Source organism: Bradyrhizobium sp. CCBAU 45394, assembly GCF_028128655.1.
Taxonomy (GTDB): domain Bacteria; phylum Pseudomonadota; class Alphaproteobacteria; order Rhizobiales; family Xanthobacteraceae; genus Bradyrhizobium; species Bradyrhizobium diazoefficiens.
Genome location: NZ_LBIX01000168.1, coordinates 115322 through 137386, shown reverse-complemented (window position 1 = coordinate 137386; position 22065 = coordinate 115322). Strand labels below are relative to the sequence as shown.

34 protein-coding genes are annotated in these 22065 nt (G+C 63.8%); 31 read left to right on the top strand and 3 right to left on the bottom strand.

Going from position 1 to position 22065, the window contains the following annotated elements:
- Positions 1-22: 22 nt before the first annotated feature.
- From tuf to rplQ, 28 genes are all read left to right on the top strand, one after another.
- Positions 23-1213 carry an elongation factor Tu gene (gene tuf, locus WN73_RS25750; protein ID WP_011088152.1) on the top strand — a complete coding sequence of 397 codons (1191 nt, stop codon included), beginning with the start codon at positions 23-25 and terminating at the stop codon, positions 1211-1213.
- Between the two features lie 81 nt (positions 1214-1294).
- The gene (rpsJ, locus tag WN73_RS25745) at positions 1295-1603 is read left to right on the top strand and encodes a 30S ribosomal protein S10 (RefSeq protein ID WP_002712302.1); all 309 of its coding nucleotides are present in this window, start codon (positions 1295-1297) and stop codon (positions 1601-1603) included.
- 52 nt (positions 1604-1655) lie between these two features.
- Entirely contained in the window at positions 1656-2372 is a 717-nt protein-coding gene (rplC, locus tag WN73_RS25740) for a 50S ribosomal protein L3 (protein WP_011088151.1), read from the top strand.
- A gap of 1 nt (position 2373) precedes the next feature.
- Complete coding sequence (rplD, locus tag WN73_RS25735; protein ID WP_011088150.1) at positions 2374-2994, top strand: 50S ribosomal protein L4; 621 nt, start codon at positions 2374-2376, stop codon at positions 2992-2994.
- On the top strand, positions 2991-3293 hold the full coding sequence (locus tag WN73_RS25730; protein WP_011088149.1) for a 50S ribosomal protein L23: 303 nt from the start codon (positions 2991-2993) through the stop codon (positions 3291-3293). The genes rplD and WN73_RS25730 overlap by 4 nt, the downstream gene beginning before the upstream one ends.
- A 12-nt stretch (positions 3294-3305) precedes the next feature.
- Positions 3306-4139 carry a 50S ribosomal protein L2 gene (rplB, locus tag WN73_RS25725; protein ID WP_011088148.1) on the top strand — a complete coding sequence of 278 codons (834 nt, stop codon included), beginning with the start codon at positions 3306-3308 and terminating at the stop codon, positions 4137-4139.
- A gap of 12 nt (positions 4140-4151) precedes the next feature.
- Positions 4152-4430: a 30S ribosomal protein S19 gene (gene rpsS, locus WN73_RS25720; RefSeq protein ID WP_008136357.1), complete on the top strand. Its 279-nt coding sequence runs from the start codon at positions 4152-4154 to the stop codon at positions 4428-4430.
- Positions 4431-4440: 10 nt separating this feature from the next.
- The gene (gene rplV, locus WN73_RS25715) at positions 4441-4830 is read left to right on the top strand and encodes a 50S ribosomal protein L22 (RefSeq protein WP_011088147.1); all 390 of its coding nucleotides are present in this window, start codon (positions 4441-4443) and stop codon (positions 4828-4830) included.
- A gap of 18 nt (positions 4831-4848) precedes the next feature.
- Positions 4849-5574 carry a 30S ribosomal protein S3 gene (gene rpsC / locus WN73_RS25710; protein WP_011088146.1) on the top strand — a complete coding sequence of 242 codons (726 nt, stop codon included), beginning with the start codon at positions 4849-4851 and terminating at the stop codon, positions 5572-5574.
- Between the two features lie 30 nt (positions 5575-5604).
- Entirely contained in the window at positions 5605-6018 is a 414-nt protein-coding gene (gene rplP / locus WN73_RS25705; protein ID WP_008549252.1) for a 50S ribosomal protein L16, read from the top strand.
- A 5-nt stretch (positions 6019-6023) separates the two neighbouring features.
- Complete coding sequence (gene rpmC, locus WN73_RS25700) at positions 6024-6230, top strand: 50S ribosomal protein L29 (RefSeq protein ID WP_011088144.1); 207 nt, start codon at positions 6024-6026, stop codon at positions 6228-6230.
- A 13-nt stretch (positions 6231-6243) separates the two neighbouring features.
- Positions 6244-6492: a 30S ribosomal protein S17 gene (gene rpsQ / locus WN73_RS25695; protein ID WP_011088143.1), complete on the top strand. Its 249-nt coding sequence runs from the start codon at positions 6244-6246 to the stop codon at positions 6490-6492.
- 84 nt (positions 6493-6576) lie between these two features.
- Complete coding sequence (gene rplN / locus WN73_RS25690; protein ID WP_007603030.1) at positions 6577-6945, top strand: 50S ribosomal protein L14; 369 nt, start codon at positions 6577-6579, stop codon at positions 6943-6945.
- Entirely contained in the window at positions 6945-7259 is a 315-nt protein-coding gene (rplX, locus tag WN73_RS25685) for a 50S ribosomal protein L24 (RefSeq protein ID WP_011088142.1), read from the top strand. The genes rplN and rplX overlap by 1 nt, the downstream gene beginning before the upstream one ends.
- The gene (gene rplE, locus WN73_RS25680; protein WP_011088141.1) at positions 7252-7809 is read left to right on the top strand and encodes a 50S ribosomal protein L5; all 558 of its coding nucleotides are present in this window, start codon (positions 7252-7254) and stop codon (positions 7807-7809) included. The genes rplX and rplE overlap by 8 nt, the downstream gene beginning before the upstream one ends.
- A gap of 46 nt (positions 7810-7855) precedes the next feature.
- Complete coding sequence (gene rpsN, locus WN73_RS25675) at positions 7856-8161, top strand: 30S ribosomal protein S14 (protein ID WP_011088140.1); 306 nt, start codon at positions 7856-7858, stop codon at positions 8159-8161.
- Between the two features lie 14 nt (positions 8162-8175).
- Complete coding sequence (rpsH, locus tag WN73_RS25670; protein ID WP_011088139.1) at positions 8176-8574, top strand: 30S ribosomal protein S8; 399 nt, start codon at positions 8176-8178, stop codon at positions 8572-8574.
- Positions 8575-8590: 16 nt separating this feature from the next.
- The gene (gene rplF, locus WN73_RS25665; RefSeq protein WP_011088138.1) at positions 8591-9124 is read left to right on the top strand and encodes a 50S ribosomal protein L6; all 534 of its coding nucleotides are present in this window, start codon (positions 8591-8593) and stop codon (positions 9122-9124) included.
- Between the two features lie 11 nt (positions 9125-9135).
- A complete protein-coding gene (gene rplR / locus WN73_RS25660; protein WP_007603036.1) occupies positions 9136-9498 on the top strand; it encodes a 50S ribosomal protein L18 in 363 nt (120 codons plus the stop codon).
- Positions 9499-9542: 44 nt separating this feature from the next.
- Positions 9543-10136, top strand: a complete 594-nt coding sequence (rpsE, locus tag WN73_RS25655) for a 30S ribosomal protein S5 (RefSeq protein ID WP_008136332.1) — start codon at positions 9543-9545, stop codon at positions 10134-10136.
- Positions 10137-10160: 24 nt separating this feature from the next.
- Entirely contained in the window at positions 10161-10355 is a 195-nt protein-coding gene (gene rpmD, locus WN73_RS25650) for a 50S ribosomal protein L30 (RefSeq protein WP_011088137.1), read from the top strand.
- A gap of 75 nt (positions 10356-10430) precedes the next feature.
- Positions 10431-10916: a 50S ribosomal protein L15 gene (rplO, locus tag WN73_RS25645; RefSeq protein WP_011088136.1), complete on the top strand. Its 486-nt coding sequence runs from the start codon at positions 10431-10433 to the stop codon at positions 10914-10916.
- A 148-nt stretch (positions 10917-11064) separates the two neighbouring features.
- Complete coding sequence (gene secY, locus WN73_RS25640) at positions 11065-12396, top strand: preprotein translocase subunit SecY (protein WP_011088135.1); 1332 nt, start codon at positions 11065-11067, stop codon at positions 12394-12396.
- Between the two features lie 279 nt (positions 12397-12675).
- Complete coding sequence (locus WN73_RS25635; protein ID WP_028171393.1) at positions 12676-13569, top strand: adenylate kinase; 894 nt, start codon at positions 12676-12678, stop codon at positions 13567-13569.
- A 185-nt stretch (positions 13570-13754) separates the two neighbouring features.
- Entirely contained in the window at positions 13755-14123 is a 369-nt protein-coding gene (rpsM, locus tag WN73_RS25630) for a 30S ribosomal protein S13 (RefSeq protein ID WP_011088133.1), read from the top strand.
- Between the two features lie 123 nt (positions 14124-14246).
- Complete coding sequence (rpsK, locus tag WN73_RS25625) at positions 14247-14636, top strand: 30S ribosomal protein S11 (RefSeq protein WP_007603045.1); 390 nt, start codon at positions 14247-14249, stop codon at positions 14634-14636.
- Positions 14637-14748: 112 nt separating this feature from the next.
- Entirely contained in the window at positions 14749-15780 is a 1032-nt protein-coding gene (locus tag WN73_RS25620; RefSeq protein ID WP_011088132.1) for a DNA-directed RNA polymerase subunit alpha, read from the top strand.
- Between the two features lie 191 nt (positions 15781-15971).
- Positions 15972-16388 (top strand): 50S ribosomal protein L17, encoded by a 417-nt coding sequence (gene rplQ, locus WN73_RS25615; RefSeq protein WP_011088131.1) that lies wholly within the window; start codon positions 15972-15974, stop codon positions 16386-16388.
- An 80-nt stretch (positions 16389-16468) separates the two neighbouring features.
- On the opposite strand, the gene WN73_RS25610 is transcribed toward rplQ, so the two are convergent.
- Entirely contained in the window at positions 16469-17446 is a 978-nt protein-coding gene (locus tag WN73_RS25610) for a Bug family tripartite tricarboxylate transporter substrate binding protein (RefSeq protein WP_011088130.1), read from the bottom strand.
- Positions 17447-17633: 187 nt separating this feature from the next.
- Between WN73_RS25610 and WN73_RS25605 the strand changes: the two genes are divergently transcribed.
- Together WN73_RS25605 and WN73_RS25600 are read left to right on the top strand one after the other, a co-directional pair.
- Entirely contained in the window at positions 17634-18422 is a 789-nt protein-coding gene (locus WN73_RS25605) for an SDR family NAD(P)-dependent oxidoreductase (protein ID WP_028171394.1), read from the top strand.
- Between the two features lie 10 nt (positions 18423-18432).
- Positions 18433-18741, top strand: a complete 309-nt coding sequence (locus WN73_RS25600; RefSeq protein WP_028171395.1) for a DUF1330 domain-containing protein — start codon at positions 18433-18435, stop codon at positions 18739-18741.
- A gap of 106 nt (positions 18742-18847) precedes the next feature.
- On the opposite strand, the gene WN73_RS25595 is transcribed toward WN73_RS25600, so the two are convergent.
- Positions 18848-19861 (bottom strand): zinc-binding alcohol dehydrogenase family protein, encoded by a 1014-nt coding sequence (locus WN73_RS25595; RefSeq protein ID WP_028171396.1) that lies wholly within the window; start codon positions 19859-19861, stop codon positions 18848-18850.
- Positions 19862-19994: 133 nt separating this feature from the next.
- Between WN73_RS25595 and WN73_RS25590 the strand changes: the two genes are divergently transcribed.
- Entirely contained in the window at positions 19995-20381 is a 387-nt protein-coding gene (locus WN73_RS25590; protein WP_011088126.1) for a winged helix-turn-helix transcriptional regulator, read from the top strand.
- 41 nt (positions 20382-20422) lie between these two features.
- On the opposite strand, the gene WN73_RS25585 is transcribed toward WN73_RS25590, so the two are convergent.
- The gene (locus WN73_RS25585; protein WP_028171397.1) at positions 20423-22054 is read right to left on the bottom strand and encodes an OprO/OprP family phosphate-selective porin; all 1632 of its coding nucleotides are present in this window, start codon (positions 22052-22054) and stop codon (positions 20423-20425) included.
- Between the last annotated feature and the right edge of the window lie 11 nt (positions 22055-22065).

Here is a 22065-nt window from a genome sequence, read left to right as displayed (position 1 = left end):
TGACGATTGAACGGAGAGTCAAATGGCCAAAGCAAAGTTTGAACGTAACAAGCCGCACTGCAACATCGGCACCATCGGTCACGTCGACCATGGCAAGACGTCGCTGACCGCGGCGATCACCAAGATCCTCGCCGAGACCGGCGGTGCAACGTTCACCGCGTACGACCAGATCGACAAGGCGCCGGAAGAGAAGGCGCGCGGCATCACGATCTCGACCGCGCACGTCGAGTACGAGACCAAGAACCGCCACTACGCCCACGTCGACTGCCCCGGCCACGCCGACTACGTGAAGAACATGATCACCGGCGCCGCCCAGATGGACGGTGCGATCCTGGTCGTGTCGGCCGCTGACGGCCCGATGCCGCAGACCCGCGAGCACATCCTGCTCGCCCGCCAGGTCGGCGTGCCCGCGCTCGTCGTGTTCCTCAACAAGTGCGACATGGTCGACGATCCGGAGCTGCTCGAGCTCGTCGAGCTCGAAGTCCGCGAACTGCTCTCGAAGTACGAATTCCCGGGCGACAAGATCCCGATCATCAAGGGCTCGGCGCTCGCCGCTCTCGAAGATTCGGACAAGAAGCTCGGCCACGACGCCATCCTCGAGCTGATGCGCAACGTCGACGAGTACATCCCGCAGCCGGAGCGTCCGATCGACCAGCCGTTCCTGATGCCGGTTGAAGACGTGTTCTCGATCTCGGGCCGCGGCACCGTGGTGACCGGCCGTGTCGAGCGCGGCATCGTCAAGGTCGGCGAGGAAATCGAGATCGTCGGTCTGCGTGCGACCCAGAAGACCACCGTCACCGGCGTCGAAATGTTCCGCAAGCTGCTCGATCAGGGCCAGGCCGGCGACAACATCGGCGCTCTGCTCCGCGGCACCAAGCGCGAGGACGTCGAGCGCGGCCAGGTGCTGGCGAAGCCGGGTTCGGTCAAGCCGCACACCAAGTTCAAGGCTGAGGCCTACATCCTCACCAAGGAAGAGGGCGGTCGCCACACCCCGTTCTTCACCAACTACCGTCCGCAGTTCTACTTCCGCACCACCGACGTGACCGGTGTCGTGCATCTGCCGGAAGGTACCGAGATGGTGATGCCGGGCGACAACATCGCGATGGAAGTGCACCTGATCGTGCCGATCGCGATGGAAGAGAAGCTCCGCTTCGCGATCCGCGAGGGCGGTCGTACCGTCGGCGCCGGCGTCGTCGCCTCGATCATCGAGTAATACGAGAATAGGGATCGGCGAGTAGCGAATGGTGACATTCGCTATTCGCTATTCGCCACCCACTGAAGAGAGACCACGGCAATGAACGGCCAAAACATTCGTATCCGTCTCAAGGCGTTCGACCATCGTATCCTCGATACGTCGACCCGCGAGATCGTGAACACGGCGAAGCGCACCGGCGCGCAGGTCCGCGGACCCATTCCGCTGCCCACCCGCATCGAGAAGTTCACCGTCAACCGTTCGCCCCACGTCGACAAGAAGAGCCGCGAACAGTTCGAGATGCGCACTCACAAGCGCCTGCTCGACATCGTCGATCCGACCCCGCAGACCGTCGATGCTTTGATGAAGCTCGATCTGGCCGCCGGTGTCGACGTCGAGATCAAGCTCTAAGATTTTTGGATCCCGTTCGCGTAAGCGGACAGAAAGAACAGGAAGCAAGCCGATGCGCTCCGGAGTGATCGCACAAAAGGTCGGGATGACGCGGGTCTTCACGGAGGCCGGCGAACATATCCCCGTGACCGTGCTGAAGCTCGGCAATTGCCAGGTCGTAGGCCACCGTACCGAAGAGAAGAACGGTTACGTCGCGCTCCAGCTCGGTTCTGGCAGCCGCAAGACCGTTTACATGCCCAAGGCGGAGCGCGGCCAGTTCGCGGTCGCCAAGGTCGAGCCGAAGCGCCGGGTCGAGGAATTCCGCGTCACCGCGGATGCCATGATCCCGGTCGGCGCCGAGATCCAGGCCGATCATTTCGTGGTTGGCCAGTTCGTCGACGTCACCGGCACCTCGGTCGGTAAGGGCTTCGCCGGCGGCATGAAGCGCTGGAACTTCGGCGGTCTGCGCGCCACGCACGGTGTGTCGATCTCGCACCGTTCGATCGGTTCGACCGGTGGTCGTCAGGATCCCGGCAAGACCTGGAAGAACAAGAAGATGCCCGGCCACATGGGTGTCGACCGCATCACCACGCTCAACCTTCGAGTCGTTCAGCTCGACGTCGAGCGCGGCCTGATCCTCGTCGAAGGCGCCGTTCCCGGCTCCAAGGGCGGCTGGATCCGCGTGCGCGACGCCGTCAAGAAGCCGCTGCCGAAGGAAGCTCCGAAGCCCGGCAAGTTCAAGGTTGCGGGTGGCGAAGCCGAGGCTGCGGCCCAGCAGGAGGGTGCGTGAGATGGAATTGAAGGTCACCACCCTCGAAGGTAAGGAAGCCGGCTCGGTCCAGCTTTCCGACGCCATTTTCGGTCTCGAGCCGCGCCAGGACATCATTGCGCGTTGCGTGCAGTGGCAGCTCAACAAGCGCCAGGCCGGCACCCACAAGGCCAAGGGCCGCGCCGAGATCTGGCGCACCGGCAAGAAGATGTACAAGCAGAAGGGCACCGGCGGTGCTCGTCACGGCTCGGCCCGCGTGCCGCAGTTCCGTGGCGGTGGCCGCGCCTTCGGTCCGGTGGTGCGTTCGCACGCCACCGACCTGCCGAAGAAGGTCCGCGCGCTGGCTCTCAAGCATGCGCTGTCGGCCAAGGCCAAGGACGGTGATCTGCTGGTGATCGACAAGGCCGCGCTGGAAGCCGCCAAGACCAAGGCGCTGCTCGGTCACTTCTCGGGTCTGGGCTTGACCAACGCGCTGATCATCGACGGCGCCGAGCTCAACAACGGCTTTGCCGCCGCGGCTCGCAACATCCCTAACATGGACGTGCTGCCGATCCAGGGCATCAACGTCTATGACATCCTGCGCCGTCAGAAGCTCGTTCTGACCAAGGCCGCCATCGATGCGCTGGAGGCGCGCTTCAAATGACGAAGAACATTGAGCCTCGCCACTACGACGTGATCGTTGCTCCGGTCGTCACCGAAAAGGCGACGCTGGCGTCCGAGCACAACAAGGTCCTGTTCAAGGTGGCCGCGAAGGCGACTAAGCCGCAGATCAAGGAAGCGATCGAGAAGCTGTTCGACGTCAAGGTCAAGAGCGTCAACACGCTGGTCCGCAAGGGCAAGACCAAGGTCTTCCGCGGCAACCTCGGTTCGCAGTCGAACACCAAGCGCGCGATCGTGACCCTCGAAGAGGGCCACCGGATCGACGTAACCACCGGTCTGTAAGGTCGTACGACGATGGCACTGAAGACATTCAATCCCACGACGCCGGGCCAGCGCCAGCTGGTCATGGTCGATCGTTCGGCCCTGTACAAGGGCAAGCCGGTCAAGGCCCTCACCGAAGGCAAGCATTCCTCCGGCGGTCGCAACAACACCGGTCGCATCACCGTGCGCTTCCGCGGCGGCGGTCACAAGCAGACCCTGCGCATCGTCGACTTCAAGCGCGACAAGGTCGATGCGCCCGCGACCGTCGAGCGGTTGGAATACGATCCGAACCGCACTGCGTTCATCGCACTGGTCAAGTACGAAGACGGCACCCAGGCCTATATCCTGGCGCCGCAGCGCCTTGCGGTCGGCGATTCCGTGGTGGCTGGCAACTATGTCGACGTGAAGCCGGGCAACGTCATGCCGCTCGGCAACATGCCGGTCGGCACGATCATCCACAACATCGAGGTCAAGATCGGGAAGGGCGGCCAGCTCGCCCGTTCCGCGGGCACCTACGCCCAGCTCGTCGGTCGCGACCAGGACTACGTCATCATCCGCCTGAACTCGGGTGAGCAGCGCCTGGTGCACGGCCGTTGCCGCGGCACGATCGGCGCGGTGTCGAACCCTGATCACATGAACACCTCGATCGGCAAGGCCGGCCGCAACCGTTGGCTGGGTCGCAAGCCGCACAACCGCGGTGTTTCGATGAACCCGATCGACCATCCGCACGGCGGTGGTGAAGGTCGTACCTCGGGCGGTCGCCACCCGGTTACTCCGTGGGGCAAGCCGACCAAGGGCAAGAAGACCCGCTCCAACAAGTCGACCAACAAATTCATTCTCCTAAGCCGCCACAAGCGGAAGAAGTAAGGAACGCCGGACATGGTTCGTTCAGTCTGGAAAGGCCCGTTCGTCGAGGGTTCTCTGCTCAAGAAGGCAGATGCCGCGCGCGCGTCCGGCCGTCACGACGTCATCAAGATCTGGAGCCGTCGTTCGACGATCCTGCCGCAGTTCGTCGGTCTGACCTTCGGCGTCTACAACGGTCAGAAGCACGTGCCGGTGGCCGTCAACGAGGAAATGGTCGGTCACAAGTTCGGCGAGTTCTCGCCGACCCGGACCTTCCATGGCCACTCCGGTGACAAGAAAGCCAAGAAGGCTTGAGGATTAAACGATGAGCAAACCTAAGCGCGAACGGAGCCTCGCCGAGAACGAGGCCAAGGCGGTCGCCCGGATGCTGCGGGTGAGCCCGCAGAAGCTCAACCTGGTCGCCCAGCTCATTCGCGGCCGGAAGGCGGCTGCTGCGCTCGCCGACCTGCAGTTTTCGCGCAAGCGGATCGCGGTTGACGTGAAGAAGTGCCTGGAATCAGCTATCGCCAATGCCGAGAACAACCACGACCTCGATGTTGACGATCTCGTCGTGGCGCAGGCTTTCGTCGGCAACGGCCTCGTGATGAAGCGCTTTGCCGCCCGCGGCCGTGGCCGCTCGGGCCGTGTCTACAAACCATTTTCGCAGCTGACGATCATTGTTCGTCAGGTCGAAGCCGAAGCAGCAGCGGCTTAAGGGTCGCAGGAGAAAACGATGGGTCAAAAGATCAATCCGATCGGTCTGCGTCTCGGCATCAACCGGACCTGGGATTCCCGCTGGTTCGCCGGCAAGCAGGAATACGGCAAGCTGCTGCACGAGGACGTCAAGATCCGTGAGATCCTGCACAAGGAGCTCAAGCAGGCGGCCGTCGCCCGCATCGTGATCGAGCGTCCGCACAAGAAGTGCCGCGTCACCATTCACTCGGCCCGTCCGGGCGTGGTGATCGGCAAGAAGGGCGCCGACATCGACAAGCTGCGTAAGCGGGTCGCGGACATCACCTCGTCCGATGTCGTCATCAACATCGTCGAGATCCGCAAGCCGGAGCTCGATGCGACGCTGGTGGCCGAGTCGATCGCGCAGCAGCTGGAGCGCCGCGTGGCGTTCCGCCGTGCCATGAAGCGCGCCGTGCAGTCGGCGATGCGTCTCGGCGCGGAAGGCATCCGCATCAACTGCTCGGGACGTCTGGGCGGTGCGGAAATCGCGCGCATGGAGTGGTACCGCGAAGGTCGCGTGCCGCTGCACACGCTGCGCGCCGACATCGACTACGGCGTTGCGACCGCGTTCACGACCTTCGGCACCTGCGGCGTCAAGGTCTGGATCTTCAAGGGCGAGATCCTCGAGCACGATCCGATGGCCCAGGACAAGAGAATGGCCGAAGGCGAGACCGGCGGCGGTGGTGATCGTGGTGGCCGTCAGCGCCGCGACAACGCTGCGGTCTGAGCCAGCACAGGAATTTGAGGGCTTAAAGCCATGATGCAACCTAAGAAAACGAAGTTCCGGAAGGCGCATAAGGGCCGCATCCACGGCGTTGCGTCTTCGGGCGCGACGTTGGCGTTCGGCCAGTACGGCCTGAAGGCGACCGAGCCTGAGCGCGTCACCGCGCGCCAGATCGAAGCCGCTCGCCGCGCGCTGACCCGTCACATGAAGCGCGCCGGCCGCGTCTGGATCCGCGTGTTCCCCGACCTTCCGGTGTCGAAGAAGCCGGCCGAAGTCCGCATGGGTTCCGGCAAGGGTTCGCCGGAACTGTGGGTGGCGCGCGTCAAGCCGGGCCGGGTGCTGTTCGAGATCGACGGCGTCAACACCCAGACGGCGCGTGAGGCGCTGACCCTGGCGGCCGCCAAGCTGCCGATCAAGACGCGCTTCGTCGAGCGCATTGCGGAGTAATGGCCATGGCCCAGATGAAGATCGAAGACATCCGCGCGATGAGCCCCGACCAGCAGGATGACGCCATCCTGAACCTGAAGAAGGAGCGCTTCAACCTGCGCTTCCAGCGCGCCACCGGGCAGCTCGAGAACACCTCGCGCCTGCGCGAGGCTCGCCGCGACATCGCCCGGATCAAGACCGTCGCCGCGCAGACGCGCGCGAAGAAGAAGTAAGAGGCTTACGAAGATGCCGAAACGTACTTTGCAGGGCGTGGTCGTCAGCGACAAGACAGCCAAGACGGTCGTTGTGCGCGTCGATCGCCGCTTCACGCACCCGATCTACAAGAAGACGATCCGCCGTTCGAAGAACTACCACGCGCACGACGAGAACAACGAGTTCAAGCCGGGCGACATGGTTTGGATCGAGGAATCGAAGCCGATTTCGAAGTTGAAGCGCTGGGTCGTGATCCGGGGCGAACACAAGAAAAGCGCCTGATCTGTTGGCTTTAGCCGACTGTCTTCAGGGAAATGTTGAGCGCCGGCTGGGCTGGCGCAAGAGAGAAGAGGACGAGGTGCATCAATGATTCAGATGCAGACCAACCTCGACGTGGCCGACAATTCTGGCGCACGCCGTGTCATGTGTATCAAGGTGCTCGGGGGCTCCAAGCGCCGCTACGCCACGATCGGCGACATCATCGTCGTCTCGATCAAGGAAGCGATTCCGCGTGGCAAGGTGAAGAAGGGCGACGTGATGAAGGCCGTCGTGGTGCGCGTCCGCAAGGACATCCGCCGCGCCGACGGTTCGGTCATCCGCTTCGACCGCAACGCCGCCGTGCTGATCAACAACCAGTCCGAGCCGGTCGGCACCCGTATCTTCGGGCCCGTGCCGCGCGAGCTGCGCGCCAAGAATCACATGAAGATCATTTCCCTCGCGCCGGAGGTGCTGTGATGGCTGCGAAGATCCGCAAGGGCGACAAGGTCGTCGTGCTGACCGGTCGCGACAAGGGTCGCACCGGCGAAGTGTTCGAGGTTCGCCCCGACGCCGGTACGGCGCTCGTGCGCGGCATCAACATGGTCAAGCGTCACCAGAAGCAGACGCAGGCCCAGGAGGGCGGCATCATCTCGAAAGAGGCGCCGATCCAACTGTCCAACATCGCGTATGTCGGCAAGGACGGAAAGCCGACCCGCGTCGGATTCAAGATTCTGGCGGACGGCAAGAAGGTCCGCATCGCCAAGAGCTCGGGAGCTGAGATCGATGGCTGAGGCTGCTTACACGCCGCGCCTGCGCGCGGAATACGATGCGAAGATCCGCACGGCGATGACCGAGAAGTTCGGTTACGAGAACGTCATGCAGGTTCCGCGCCTGGACAAGGTCGTGCTGAACATGGGCGTTGGCGATTCCGTCAACGACCGCAAGAAGGCCGAGACCGCCGCTGCCGAGCTGACCCAGATCGCCGGCCAGAAGGCGATCGTGACCTATTCGCGCATCGCGATCGCGACCTTCAAGCTGCGTGAGAACCAGCCGATCGGCTGCAAGGTCACGCTGCGCAAGGCCCGCATGTACGAGTTCATCGACCGCCTGGTGACGGTCGCGCTGCCGCGCGTCCGCGACTTCCGCGGCCTGAACCCGAAGAGCTTCGACGGCCGGGGCAACTACTCGCTCGGCATCAAGGAGCACATCATTTTCCCCGAGATCGACTTCGACAAGGTCACGGAAGCCCGCGGTATGGACATCACCGTCTGCACCACGGCCAAGACCGACGAAGAGGCGAGGGCCTTGTTGACCGCTTTCAATTTCCCGTTCCGGCAGTGAGACGCTGACCTAAAGCCTCTCAAACGCGGATACCCAGGAGCCAAGCATGGCAAAGAAGAGTTCAATCGAGAAGAACAACCGGCGCAAGCGGATGGTGAAGAACGCCGCCCCGAAGCGCGAGCGGTTGAAGGCGATCATCGCCGACAAGACGTTGCCGATGGAGGAGCGGTTCGCCGCGACCCTGAAGCTCGCCGAGATGCCGCGCAATTCGTCGGCGACCCGCGTGCGTCTTCGTTGCGAGCTGTCGGGCCGTCCGCGCTCGAACTACCGCAAGAACAAGCTGTCCCGTATCGCGCTGCGCGAACTTGGCTCCAAGGGCATGGTCCCGGGCCTCGTGAAGTCGAGCTGGTAAGGAGGGTCGTTTAGATGTCTACGCACGATCCAATCAGCGATCTGATCACCCGCATCCGCAACGCGCAGATGCGCTCCAAGACCAAGGTCTCCACGCCGGGCTCGCGGATGCGCGAGAACGTGCTCGAGGTGCTCAAGAGCGAGGGCTACATCCGCGGCTATGCCACGGTCGAGCACTCCTCGGGCCGCAGCGAGATCGAGATCGAGCTGAAGTATTTCGACGGCGAGCCCGTCATCCGCGAGATCGAACGTGTTTCCAAGCCCGGGCGTCGTGTTTACGCCTCGGTGAAGAACCTGCCGCGGGTCAACAACGGGCTCGGCATTTCGGTGTTGTCGACGCCGAAGGGGATCATGGCCGACCACAGCGCGCGCGACGCGAATGTGGGCGGTGAAGTCCTCTTCACGGTGTTCTGAGAAGGATTTTTGATCCATGTCACGTGTTGGCAAAAGGCCTGTGGCGGTTCCGTCGGGTGTTACCGCGACCGTCGACGGGCAGACCGTCAAGATGAAGGGGCCCAAGGGCCAGCTTCAGTTCGTCGTCCATGACGACGTCGAGGTGAAGCTCGAGAGCGGCCAGATCAAGGTCAAGCCGCGGCTCGAGACCAACCGAGCCCGGGCGCTGTATGGTACCGCTCGCGCCCAGGTCGCGAATCTGGTCGAAGGCGTCACCAAGGGCTTCGAGAAGAAGCTCGAGATCACCGGCGTCGGCTACCGCGCCGCGATGCAGGGCAAGAACCTGCAGCTCGCGCTCGGCTACAGCCACGACGTGATCTACACGATCCCCGAAGGGATCACGATCACGGTGCCGAAGCCGACCGAAATCACGGTGACGGGCAGCGACATTCAACGCGTCGGCCAGGTCGCGGCCGAAATCCGCTCATACCGCCCGCCGGAGCCCTACAAGGGCAAGGGCGTGAAGTATGTTGGCGAATTCATCTTCCGCAAGGAAGGCAAGAAGAAGTAACGGAGCCGGTCATGTCGAAAGCCAAGGTTACGAATGCCCGGCGCAAGCGGAGTGTGCGGCTGAAGCTGCGCCGCTCCGGTGGTGGCCGTCCGCGTCTGTCGGTGTTCCGCTCGTCCAAGCACATCTACGCCCAGGTCATCGACGATCTGAAGGGCGAGACGCTGGCCTCCGCCTCCTCGCTCGAGAAGTCGATGCGCGACGGCGGCAAGACCGGCGCCGACATCGATGCGGCGAAGGCGGTCGGCAAGCTGCTGGCCGAGCGCGCCGCCGAGAAGGGCGTCAAGGAAGTCGTGTTCGATCGCGGCAGCTACCTCTATCACGGGCGCGTCAAGGCTCTTGCCGATGCGGCGCGTGAGAGCGGGCTGAGCTTCTAACAGAATTTGAGGATTGAGGCGTAAGCCTCTGAAGGATTGGAAAAATGGCAGAACGCGAACAACGTGGTGGACGCGATCAACGCGGCGGCGGACGCGAACGCAAGGAGCGCGAGGAGCGCGACAGCGAGTTCGTCGACAAGCTCGTCCACATCAACCGCGTGGCCAAGGTCGTCAAGGGCGGCAAGCGCTTCGGTTTCGCAGCGCTGGTCGTGATCGGCGACCAGAAGGGCCGCGCCGGCTTCGGTCACGGCAAGGCGCGCGAAGTGCCTGAGGCGATCCGCAAGGCAACCGAGTCCGCCAAGCGCAACCTGACCCGCGTGTCGCTGCGCGAGGGCCGCACGCTGCATCACGACATCGCCGGCCGTCATGGCGCGGGCCGTGTCTACCTGCGTGCCGCTCCGGCCGGTACCGGCATCATCGCCGGCGGCCCGATGCGCGCCGTGTTCGAGACGCTCGGCGTCCAGGACGTGGTGGCGAAGTCGATCGGCTCTTCGAACCCGTACAACATGGTGCGCGCGACCTTCGACGCGCTGAAGCACCAGGATTCGCCGCGTTCGGTCGCAGCCCGCCGCAATATCAAGGTGTCCACCCTCCAGTCGCGCCGTATCGGCGGCGATGCCGAGGCGGCTGCCGACTAACGGAAGCTTTTCGGAGTAGATCAAATGGCCAAGGCCGCAAAGACGATCAAGCTCGAGCAGACCGGCAGCGCGATCCGCCGCCATCACTCGCAGCGTTCGACGCTGATCGGGCTCAAGCTCAACAAGATCGGCCGCACCAGCGAACTGCCGGACACTCCGGCCGTGCGCGGCATGATCGAGAAGGTTCACCATCTCGTCCGCATCGTCGACGAGAAGTAAGCAAAGGCGCATGATCCCGAAAAACGGGTGCCGGTTTTCGGTGAAGATCATGCGCAAGACACAAGGAGAAGGGCGATGAAGCTCAGCGATATCGCCGACAACGCCGGCTCGCGCAAAAAGCGTATGCGCGTCGGCCGCGGCATCGGTTCGGGCAAGGGCAAGCAGTCGGGCCGCGGCGGCAAGGGCCAGACCGCGCGTTCGGGCGTGCGCATCAAGGGTTTCGAAGGCGGCCAGATGCCGATGCATCGTCGTCTGCCCAAGCGCGGCTTCAACAACATCTTCCGCGTCGAGTTCGCCGAGATCAATCTCGACCGGCTCCAGGAAGCGGTCGATGCCAAGAAGATCGACGCCGGCAGCGTCGTGAACGTCGAGGCCCTGGTGAAGGGCGGCGTGCTGCGCCGCGCCAAGGGCGGCCTGCGGCTGCTCGGCCGTGGCGAGCTCAAGTCCAAGCTCAACATCGAGGTGCACGGCGCCACCAAGACCGCGATTGCCGCGGTCGAGAAGGCGGGCGGCTCGGTGAAGATCCTCGCCCCTGCCAAGGAAGAAGGCGAGGCGGCGTAACAACTGCGTCATTGGCCCGCGGCTCGCGGGCCTTTACGCATGCGGGACGTGGACTTATCGATGCCGAGCCCCAGATAATGTCCGGCGTCCGCTAAAGTAGCCCGGCCGCGGGCATGACGGCGCAACAGGCGGCGGGAGAAAGTCCAAGATGGCCTCAGCAGCGGAACAACTGGCAGCCAACCTCAATTTCGGTGCGTTTGCCAAGGCTGACGAACTGAAGAAGCGCATCTGGTTCACCCTGGGCGCACTGCTCGTTTATCGGCTGGGGACCTACATCCCGTTGCCGGGCATCGATCCCAACATTTGGGAGCAGGTGTTCCGCTCCCAGGCGGGCGGCATCCTCGGCATGTTCAACATGTTCGCCGGCGGCGGCATCCACCGCATGGCGATCTTTGCGCTGAACATCATGCCGTACATCTCGGCCTCGATCATCATCCAGCTCCTGACCACCGTCTCGCCGCAGCTCGAGGCGCTGAAGAAGGAAGGCGAGGCCGGCCGCAAGACGCTGAACCAGTACACCCGCTATCTGACCGTCATCCTGGCGGCGTTCCAGTCCTACGGCATCGCGGTGGGCCTTGAGGGTGCCGGCAACGTCGTCAGCGACCCCGGCATGTTCTTCCGCCTGTCCACGGCGATCACGCTGACCGGCGGCACCATGTTCCTGATGTGGCTGGGCGAGCAGATCACCTCGCGCGGCATCGGCAACGGCATCTCGCTGATCATTCTCTCCGGCATCGTCGCCGAGCTGCCCGCGGCGCTCGCCAACATGCTCGAGCTCGGCCGTCAGGGTGCGATGTCGACCGGCCTGATCCTGGTCGTCATCATCATGGCGGTCGCCGTGATCGCCTTCATCGTGTTCATGGAGCGCGCGCAGCGCCGCCTGCTGATCCAGTATCCGAAGCGCCAGGTCGGCAACAAGATGTTCGAGGGTCAGTCCTCGCATCTGCCGCTCAAGCTCAACACCTCGGGCGTGATTCCGCCGATCTTCGCGTCTTCGCTCTTGCTGCTGCCGACCACGGTTGCGAACTTCAATGCGGGCAGCGGGCCGGAATGGTTCCAGTGGATCACCACCCAGCTCGGCCACGGCCGTCCGCTGTTCCTGATCATGTATCTCGCGCTGATCGTGTTCTTCGCGTTCTTCTACACCGCGATCGTGTTCAACCCGACCGAGACCGCGGACAATCTGAAGAAGCACGGCGGCTTCATTCCGGGCATTCGCCCCGGCGAGCGCACCGCGGAATATATCGACTACGTGCTGTCGCGCATCACCGTGCTCGGCGCGATCTATCTGGCGATCGTCTGCTTGATCCCCGAGATCCTGATCTCCTACGCCTCGGTGCCGTTCTACTTCGGCGGTACCTCGCTGCTGATCGTGGTCAGCGTGACCATGGACACGGTGGCGCAGGTGCAGGGCTATCTGTTGGCCCATCAGTACGAGGGCCTGATCCGGAAGTCGAAGTTGCGGGGCCGCCGCCGCTAAGCGCGGCGTCCTCTGAAGGCGGCGCGACTGCGCCGCCGATTCGCCCGCGCGAGAGCAACGCGCGGCGCCCGCAGAGACGACCAGCCAGCCGTTCGATCGCATCGGCGGAGCTGCTCTCAGCGCGATGCAATCCCTGATTTCAAAGGCCTTCTTGGCGACCGGGTATTCGCTCCCCTATGATATGGGTAGCGGTGCGGCGCCGATTATGGTTTGCACTGTTCTTGATCTTCAAACACAGGTGCGCGACGTATCGCTCACCAATCCGGGGGGCGTACGCCGATGAGAATTATACTTCTGGGACCGCCGGGGTCGGGCAAAGGGACCCAGGCGCAGCTGCTGGTGGAGCGCTATGGTATCGTCCAGCTCTCGACCGGCGAGATGCTGCGTGCGGCCGTGGCGGCGGGAACGCCGGTCGGTCTGAAGGCCAAGGAGATCATGGCCAGCGGCGGCCTCGTACCCGACGACGTCGTGGTCGGAATCATCTCCGACCGGATCGACCAGCCGGACGCCAAGAACGGTTTCATCCTCGACGGTTTCCCGCGCACCGTGCCGCAGGCCGAGGCGCTCGATGAGCTGCTGAGGCAGAAGCACCTCAAGCTCGATGCAGTGATCGAGCTCCGCGTCAACGAAAGCGCGCTGCTGAGTCGCGTCGAGACCCGAGTCGCCCAGATGCGGGAGCGCGGTGAGGAGGTTCGCCTCGACGACACCCCCGAGGTCCTGACCAAGCGGCTTGCCAGCTACCGCAGCCAGACGGAGCCGCTGATTCACTACTATTCCGAGCGGCGGAAGCTCTCGACCATCGATGGCATGATGGCCATCGACGAGGTCACCCGTGCGGTTCACCGCCAGCTCCTGGCGCTCGGGGCAGTCGAGCCCAAGACGCATGGCAAGGGAACTGCCAAGGGAACTGCCCAGAGTGCCGCCAAGACGGCGCCGGCCAAGAAGGGGGCGGCCAAGGCCAAAACAACCAAGAAGTCGGCGAAAACGGCCAAAAAAACCGCCAAATCCGCTAAAAAGGCGGCCAAGAAGGCCGCGAAGGGCGCCAAGAAGGCGGTCAAGAAGACCGCGAAGAAGACGGTAAAGAAGGCTGCCAAAAAGACCGCCGGGAAGGCTGTCAAAAAGGGTGCCAAAAAGGCCGCAAAAAAGGTCACGAAAAAGCGAGCCAAGCGCTAGCGGCGGTTGACGAAAGCCCCCGGAATCCCTTAATAAGCCCCGCATCCAAGTCGGATAGTTTCAGACGATGCCGGGCCCCAGGAAGACCGGGGGTGGGCGTCGTGTTCGCGTTTGTGAACACCTGCCCGAGAACACAAGCACTTAAAGCCTGGTCCTGACGAGGACCGGCAACAGGAGAGAAGGCCGTGGCCCGTATTGCCGGCGTGAACATTCCCACCAACAAGCGCGTGCTGATCGCGCTCCAGTACATCCATGGCATCGGTCAGAAGATCGCCGGTGAGATTCTGGAGAAGGTGAAGATCCCGGTGGATCGTCGCGTCAGCCAGCTCAGCGACGCCGAAGTGCTTCAGATCCGCGAAGTCATCGACCGCGACTATCTCGTCGAGGGTGACCTGCGTCGTGAGGTCGGCATCAACATCAAGCGTCTGATGGACCTCGGCTGCTATCGCGGCCTGCGTCATCGTCGCGGTCTGCCGGTGCGCGGTCAGCGTACCCACACCAATGCGCGCACGCGCAAGGGCCCGGCCAAGGCCATCGCCGGCAAGAAGAAGTAAGTCTTCGCATCCAATCGCGGCGTGTGGCGAACCGGGGATAACCCGTTCGCCACGCGCCTTTCGTTCCACAGGTGTAGCCGCTGGCACTACGGCGGCGTTTGAGATCTCCAGGAAAGGTACTCAATGGGCAAGGAAGCCACCCGCGTTCGCCGTCGTGAACGCAAGAACATCGCCTCCGGCGTTGCGCACGTGAACTCGTCGTTCAACAACACGACCATCACCATCACCGACGCGCAGGGTAACACGATTGCCTGGTCCTCCGCCGGCACGATGGGCTTCAAGGGCTCGCGGAAGTCGACCCCGTACGCGGCGCAGGTTGCCGCCGAGGACGTGTCGAAGAAGGCGCAGGAGCACGGCATGCGCACGCTGGAAGTCGAAGTCGCCGGTCCCGGTTCGGGCCGCGAGTCGGCGCTCCGCGCGCTCCAGGCCGCAGGCTTCACCGTCACCTCGATCCGCGACGTGACCACGATCCCGCACAACGGTTGCCGTCCCCGCAAGCGTCGGCGCGTTTGATACGAGGTTGCGGGTGCATCGGCGCCCGCAATGACTTTTGCAAGAAGCCGCAGGTGCGACCTGCGGCCTTTCTCCAACGCCAGTGTCTGCAACGGCAGTTCGACTGGCCTGTATGGGTGAAACAGTGACGATCCAGAAAAATTGGCAAGAACTGATTCGGCCGAACAAGCTCCAGGTCACGCCCGGCAGCGATCCGGCCCGTTTTGCGACCATCGTCGCCGAGCCGCTCGAGCGCGGCTTCGGCCAGACCCTCGGCAACGCGCTGCGCCGCATCCTGCTCTCCTCGCTCCAGGGCGCGGCGGTGCAGTCGGTGCACATCGACGGCGTGCTGCACGAGTTCTCCTCGATCGCTGGCGTCCGTGAGGACGTCACCGACATCGTGCTCAACATCAAGGACATCTCGATCAAGATGCAGGGCGAAGGCCCCAAGCGCATGGTCGTGAAGAAGCAGGGCCCGGGCGTCGTCACCGCCGGCGACATCCAGACCGTCGGCGACGTCGTCGTGCTCAATCCGGACCTCCAGATCTGCACCCTCGACGAGGGCGCGGAGATTCGCATGGAGTTCACCGTCGCGACCGGCAAGGGCTACGTGCCCGCCGAGCGCAACCGTCCCGAGGATGCGCCGATCGGCCTGATCCCGGTCGACAGCCTGTACTCGCCGGTCCGCAAGGTCTCCTACAAGGTCGAGAACACCCGCGAGGGCCAGATCCTCGACTACGACAAGCTGACCATGACGATCGAGACCAACGGCGCGATCTCGCCGGATGACTCGGTGGCTTACGCCGCCCGCATCCTCCAGGATCAGCTCAACGTGTTCGTCAACTTCGAAGAGCCGCGCAAGGAAGTCGCCCAGGAGATCATCCCGGACCTCGCCTTCAACCCGGCCTTCCTCAAGAAGGTGGACGAGCTTGAGCTGTCGGTGCGTTCGGCCAACTGCTTGAAGAACGACAACATCGTCTACATCGGCGATCTCGTGCAGAAGAGCGAGGCGGAAATGCTCCGCACCCCGAACTTCGGCCGCAAGTCGCTGAACGAGATCAAGGAAGTGCTGGCTCAGATGGGTCTGCATCTCGGCATGGAAGTGCCGGGCTGGCCGCCGGAGAACATCGACGAGCTCGCCAAGCGCTTCGAGGATCACTACTGAGATTCGTCGTTCCGGGGCGATGCGACGGGACCGCGCAACCGCGGCCTTGGAGCATCGAACCCGGAACCTCGAGATTCCGGGTTCGGCTCTGCGAGCCATCCCGGAATGACTGACTGGGCGAACGCAGGCAGCCCACCTGAGCAACATGTCCGACGAACCGTCGCGGCAGTTTTAACGTAAGGAATAGTTACATGCGTCACGGCAAGGTTCATCGGAAGCTCAACCGCACGGCCGAACACCGCAGGGCGATGTTCGCCAACATGGCGGCCGCGCTGATCAAGCACGAGCAGATCGTCACCACGCTGCCGAAGGCCAAGGAGCTCCGTCCGATCGTCGAGAAGCTCGTCACCCTCGGCAAGAAGGGCGGGCTGGCCATGCGCCGCCAGGCGATCTCCGAGATGCGCGACAAGGATCAGGTCAAGAAGCTCTTCGACGTGCTCGCGACCCGCTACAAGGACCGCCAGGGCGGCTACACCCGCATCATCAAGGCCGGCTTCCGCTACGGCGACAACGCCGCGATGGCCGTGATCGAGTTCGTCGATCGCGACGTCGATGCCAAGGGCCAGGACTCCGGTCCGGTGCAGGAGAAGGAAGCCGAGGCGGCGTAAGCCGTTTCAGCAGGTACGGAATTGAAAGCGGCGCCCTCGGGCGCCGCTTTTGTTTTTGGGGCTCGCGAAGATCAGCGCGACTATTCTTCCTTGATCCCCGCCCTTTGCGCGATCTCCTTCATCTCGGCGGTCTCCTTGCCGATGGCTCCTGCCCAATCGCTGTAGCGCATGAAGCCCGGTTCGAAGCCGACCGTGGTGAAGCGCTCGATGACGGAAGGGCTGTTGACGATCTCCTCCAGCGCCGCCGTCAGCTTGTCGTGAACGGCCGGCGGCAGCCCCTTGGGCGCGACGACCGCGCCCCAGGACGCGAAGTCGATGCCGGTGTAGCCGAGCTCGGCAAGCGTCGGCACGTCGGGCAGGTAGGGCGTGCGCTTGCCGGAGAACACCGCGAGCACCTTGACGGTGCCCGCCTCGATCTGCGGCTTCACGGCGATCACGGTGTCGACGTGGTACTGGATGTGCTTGCCGATGAGGTCGTTCATCGCCGGTGCGCTGCCCTTGTAGGGCAGGTGGACCATCTTGACCCCGGCACTCGACTTGAACAGCTCGCCGGCGAAATGCGAGACGGTCGCGACGCCGAAGGATGCGAGCGACAGCTTGTCGGGATTGGCCTTCGCCTCGGCGACGAGCGAAGCGACGTCCTTGACGGGATTGTCCTTGTAAGTGACGAGCGCCAGCGTGATCTTGCCGACTTGGCCGAGCGGCTCGAAATCCTTGGCCGCGTCGTAAGGCACGCTTTCCTTCACGGCTGCCGGCAGCGTGAAGCTCGAGTTCGAGCTGAAGAACAGGGTGTAGCCGTCAGGCGCCGAACGTGCGACTTCCTTGGCCGCGATCGTGGTGCCGCCCCCGGGACGGTTCATGATGATCACGGGCTTGCCGAGCCGCGTCTCCAGCTCGCCGCCGATGATGCGCGCGACCACGTCGGAGGCGCCGCCCGGCGGGAAGGGGACGATCAATTGCAACGATTTCTCCGGATAGACCGTTTGAGCCGGCGCGAGCGAATTGCCGCCCATCAAGCCGACCAGTCCGAGAAAAATCGTGAGAGCCGTCCGCTTCATCGCATAGTTCTTCCGTGTTCACATGAGACGGCGTGCTGCTTAGCAATAATCGTTCCAGCCGCGGTTCAGGTGGGGTGTCTACGTTGTCGCAGGAAAAGTGCTCGGCGTCTCACTGATTGGTGAGCGCCGATTGCGGCCCGATCCGCCGCGTCCGATATTCCCATCATCGATCTGATGGAGATACTACATGAATATCGACCTTTCCGGAAAAACTGCGCTGGTGACCGGCTCGACCGCTGGCATCGGCCACGCCATTGCCAGAGGTCTCGCCGCCTCCGGTGCTAGCGTCGTGATCAACGGGCGCGGCCAGGACAAGGTCGACGCCGCCGTGCGCAAGCTGGAAGCGGCGGGTGGCAAGGTGCGCGGCGTCGCTGCCGACGTCTCGACCGCGGCGGGCTGCAAGGCGCTTGTGTCCGAGCTGCCCGAGGTCGACATCCTCATCAACAATGCCGGGATCTTCGAGCCGAAGGACTTTTTCGATATCCCGGACGAGGACTGGAGCCGCTTCTTCGAGGTCAACGTCATGAGCGGTGTGCGGCTGTCGCGCGAATATCTGAAGGGCATGCTCAAGCGCAACTGGGGCCGCATCGTCTTCATCTCCTCGGAATCCGGCCTCAACATTCCCGTCGAGATGATTCACTACGGCATGAGCAAGACCGCCCAGCTCTCGGTCGCGCGCGGGCTGGCGCAGCTCACCCGCGGCACCGGCGTCACCGTCAATTCCGTGCTGCCGGGCCCGACCATGTCGGAGGGTGTCGAGACCTTCGTGAAGGATCTCGCGAAGCAAAACGGTCAGTCGGTGGATGAGGCCGCCGCCAATTTCGTCAGGCAGCATCGCCCGAGTTCGCTGATCCAGCGTTTCGCCAGCGTCGACGAGATTGCCAATATGGTGGTCTATGTTGCGTCGAAGGAAGCGTCCGCGACCAATGGCGCGGCGCTGCGGGCCGAGGGTGGTATCGTCAACACGATTGCCTGAGGCTGCGCACGTGCCGGCTTATGTGATCTCCGAGGTCGAGGTGCGCGATCAGGCGATGATGGAAGCCTATCGCGCGCTTGCGGCGCAGACTATCGCGCAATATGGCGGCCGCTACCTCGCGCGCGGCGGTGCCGCCGACGTGGTGGAGGGCGGCCCGCCGCCCAAGACCATCATCATCGTGGAGTTTCCTACGATGGCCCGCGCGCGCGAATGGTACGCCTCAGTGGAATATGCCGAGGCGTTGAAGCTGCGGCAGACGGCGCTGGAGCGGCGGTTGATGTTCGTCGAGGGCATCGCTCCAGGAGCACAACTGCCGTAGGGTGGGCAAAGCGAAGCGTGCCCACTACCTTTCTGCGCCCGTTGCGTGATGGTGGGCACGGCGCAAGCGCGCTTTTGCCCACCCTAGGCAGCGGCGCTGTGCTCGCCTACCACCCCTCCAGCACGATCTTGCCGCGCGACTTGCCGCTCTCGAGCAGCGCATGCGCGCGCTTGAGGTTGGCCGCGTTGATCGTGCCGAAGGTCTGGTCGAGCGTGGTGCGCAACACGCCCTTGTCGATGAGGTCGGCGACGTCATTGAGCAGATGATGCTGCGCGATCATGTCAGGCGTCTGGAACGAGGAGCGCGTGAACATCGATTCCCAGTGCACCGAGATCGCCTTGCCCTTGAACGTGCTCATGGTGAACTCGGGCGGATCGTCGATCAGGCCGAACCGGCCTTGCGGCGCCATGAACTCGGCGATCGCCTTGTAGTGCTGATCGGTGAAGGTGAGGCTCGCCACCAGCGCCACCGGCGGCAGCTTGAGCTTCTCGATCTGCTCCTTCATCGGCTTGCCGTGGTCGATCACCGCATGTGCGCCGAGATCGAGACACCACTTTTGGGATTCCGGCCGCGTCGCCGTCGCGAGCACCGTGAGGCCCGTGAGGCGGCGGGCGAGCTGGATCAGGATCGAGCCGACGCCGCCGGCGCCGCCCGTGATCAGCAGCGTGCGCGGATCGACGCTCTTGCCCGGTACCGCGCCGAGGCGGTCGAACAGCAATTCCCACGCGGTGATGGAGGTGAGGGGGAGGGCGGCGGCCTGCGCGAACGACAGGCTCTTCGGCTTGTTGCCGACGATGCGTTCGTCGACCAGGTGGAATTCCGCATTGGTGCCCTGGCGCAGGATCGAGCCCGCATAAAACACCTCGTCGCCCGGCTTGAACAGCGTGACCTCGGGCCCGACGGCGTCGACCACGCCGGCTGCGTCATAACCCAAGATCTTCGTCTCGCCCTCGGGCGGAGCGGCGCGCTTGCGCACCTTGTAGTCGACCGGATTGGCCGAGATCGCCTTCACGGCGACGCGTATGTCGCGCCCCTTGGGCTCGGGCTTTGCGGTCTCGAAATCGAACAGCGCGTCCTGATCCTCGATCGGAAGCGATTTCTTGTAGCCAACGGCCTTCATGGCTTGTCTCCATCAGATAGCGCGCAGCTTGTGACGTGCGCCCGGCCTGCTAACTGTCCCGCTGGCCCCGGTTTGGCAAGTACTGTAAATTCGGGGATATAGTCCCTGTTTGGATACTATTGGGAAAACACGCATGAAGCGGCGAGATTTTACCCGGCGTCCCGGCTGCTCGGTCGAGGCGACGCTGGACCTGATCGACGGCAAGTGGAAGGGCGTGATCCTCTACCACCTCCAGGACGGCACCCAGCGCTTCGGCGAACTACGCCGCCGGATGCCCGGCATCACCCAGCGCATGCTGACAAAGCAGCTTCGCGCGCTGGAGGAGGACAAGCTCGTCATCCGCAAGGTCTATGCCGAGGTGCCGCCGCGGGTGGAGTATTGCCTCTCCGAGCTCGGCGAGAGCCTCAGGCCGGTGATCGACATCCTGAAGGCGTGGGGCGAGAGCCATCAGCAACGGCTGTCCTGCGCGCCGGCGCCCGAGGCGGCGGAACCGGTCAAGAAGCCGAAGCGAGCAGCGTGAATGTCCGGGAGCGGACTGCGCCGCTCCCGGACAAGATTGCGTCAGAACGCAAACTGCGTGCGCATCGCGACCGCGTCGAACTTCGAGCCGACGTCGGCGGTCGAGACCGGCGAGGCTTGCTTCGACACCGTGCCATGCAGGTAGTCCAGCATGAAGCGGACATTGCCGTTGACGTACCAGTTGAGCGCGAGCGTGTAGACCGTCTGGCGTCCGCCGGCGATGCCGGCGGCAGTCGCGAGCTGATTATTCAGATCCATAGTGGAATAGCGGCCGGCGATCTCCCAGGCGCCCCAGCCACCGCCATCGAGCGAGAACGGATGATCGGGCTTCACGCCGCCATAGGAGGCGTTCGCTGGATTGTACTTGCGCGATTCCCCGGTCAAGACGTAGGCCGCTTCCGCGTAGCCGCCCTGGAATTTCAGGCTTGGCGCTCCGATTAACGGCACGCTGGTGTTCGCGTTGCGATCGATGTTGAACCAGTAGTATTCGCCCTGGAGGAACAGCGATCCATAGGTCGCGGCGGCTTCGACACCATAAACCTGCGCGCCCGCGACATTGGCAATCGCACCGGTCGAGATCAGTGTCGTAGGGTCAATTCGCAGCTCAGGCCGGTCGCTGAGCGTGAGCGTCTGCGTGTTGGCGACCAGATTGCGCGGCGGCTGAATCAGCCACTGTGCGTCGCCGCCGAGATGCAGCGAATAATCCTTGCCGCTGACGAGCTGGCCCGCAACGCGGGCCGTCGCGCCGTACTGCTCGCTGGTGCCCGGAGGTGAGACGCTCGACGCTGAGTGAATCGCACCCGTGGTCGGACCCGTCACGTACGCGCCGGCCCAGAACACGTCGTTGTACCAGCGGGCGCCGACGGCAGAACGGAAATCGCCGGCGGCGATATTTTGCGCGATCACGCCGACCGAGGCGCGCTCCATGAAGGGAATGTCGTTGGAGCTCGAGGACTCATCGAGGGTCCAGGCAAGGTCCATGATGCCGGCCTCGATCGCCATCTTGCCGCCAAAAGGCTTCAGCCCGGTGTAGCTCACATACGCGTTCTCGATGCCGGATGTGCCACCGCCGGGCAGGAAGCCGACAGGAGTAGCGCCGGCGGCCCCCGTGCCGCCGAAGCCGTCAGCCGAACCGCCGAAGTCGTAGATCAGGGCAAAATTCCAGTCTTCGAGGAACTTGCCGACGACGCCGATGCGTGCGCGACGGACGTTCTCGCCGCTGTCGAGTTTCTGCGGCACGGTGCCTGCCGTATTGGGACGATAATCGTAGCCGCCGACATCCCAGTGCACGCGGCTCGTGATCGCGACGCAGTTCGCTCCGTCGGCCGTGCAGATGGTCGGCCGGTTGTTCGGCATCGTCACAACGACGCCGGAAGCCGGCGCCGGGCCCTTGAGCGGGATCGCCGCATTGGCATTGGCGACGACCGCTTTCGCCTCCGAGCGCGCTTCGGCTTTTGCTTCGGCCTTGGCTTCAGCCTTGGCTTTCGCCGTCGCTGCGGTGTTCGCTGCGGTCTGGCTCTGGAGCTTGTCGAGCCTCTGCTCGAGCATCTTCAGCTGCTGCTTCAGGAGTGCGATCTCCTGTTCGCTGTTGCTGGCCGATTGGGCCTGGGCTTGCGATGCCGCCAGCACGCCGGCGAGACCAATCGCCGTGGCTGCAATTCTTGTCCTGCTCACGTTACGCCTCC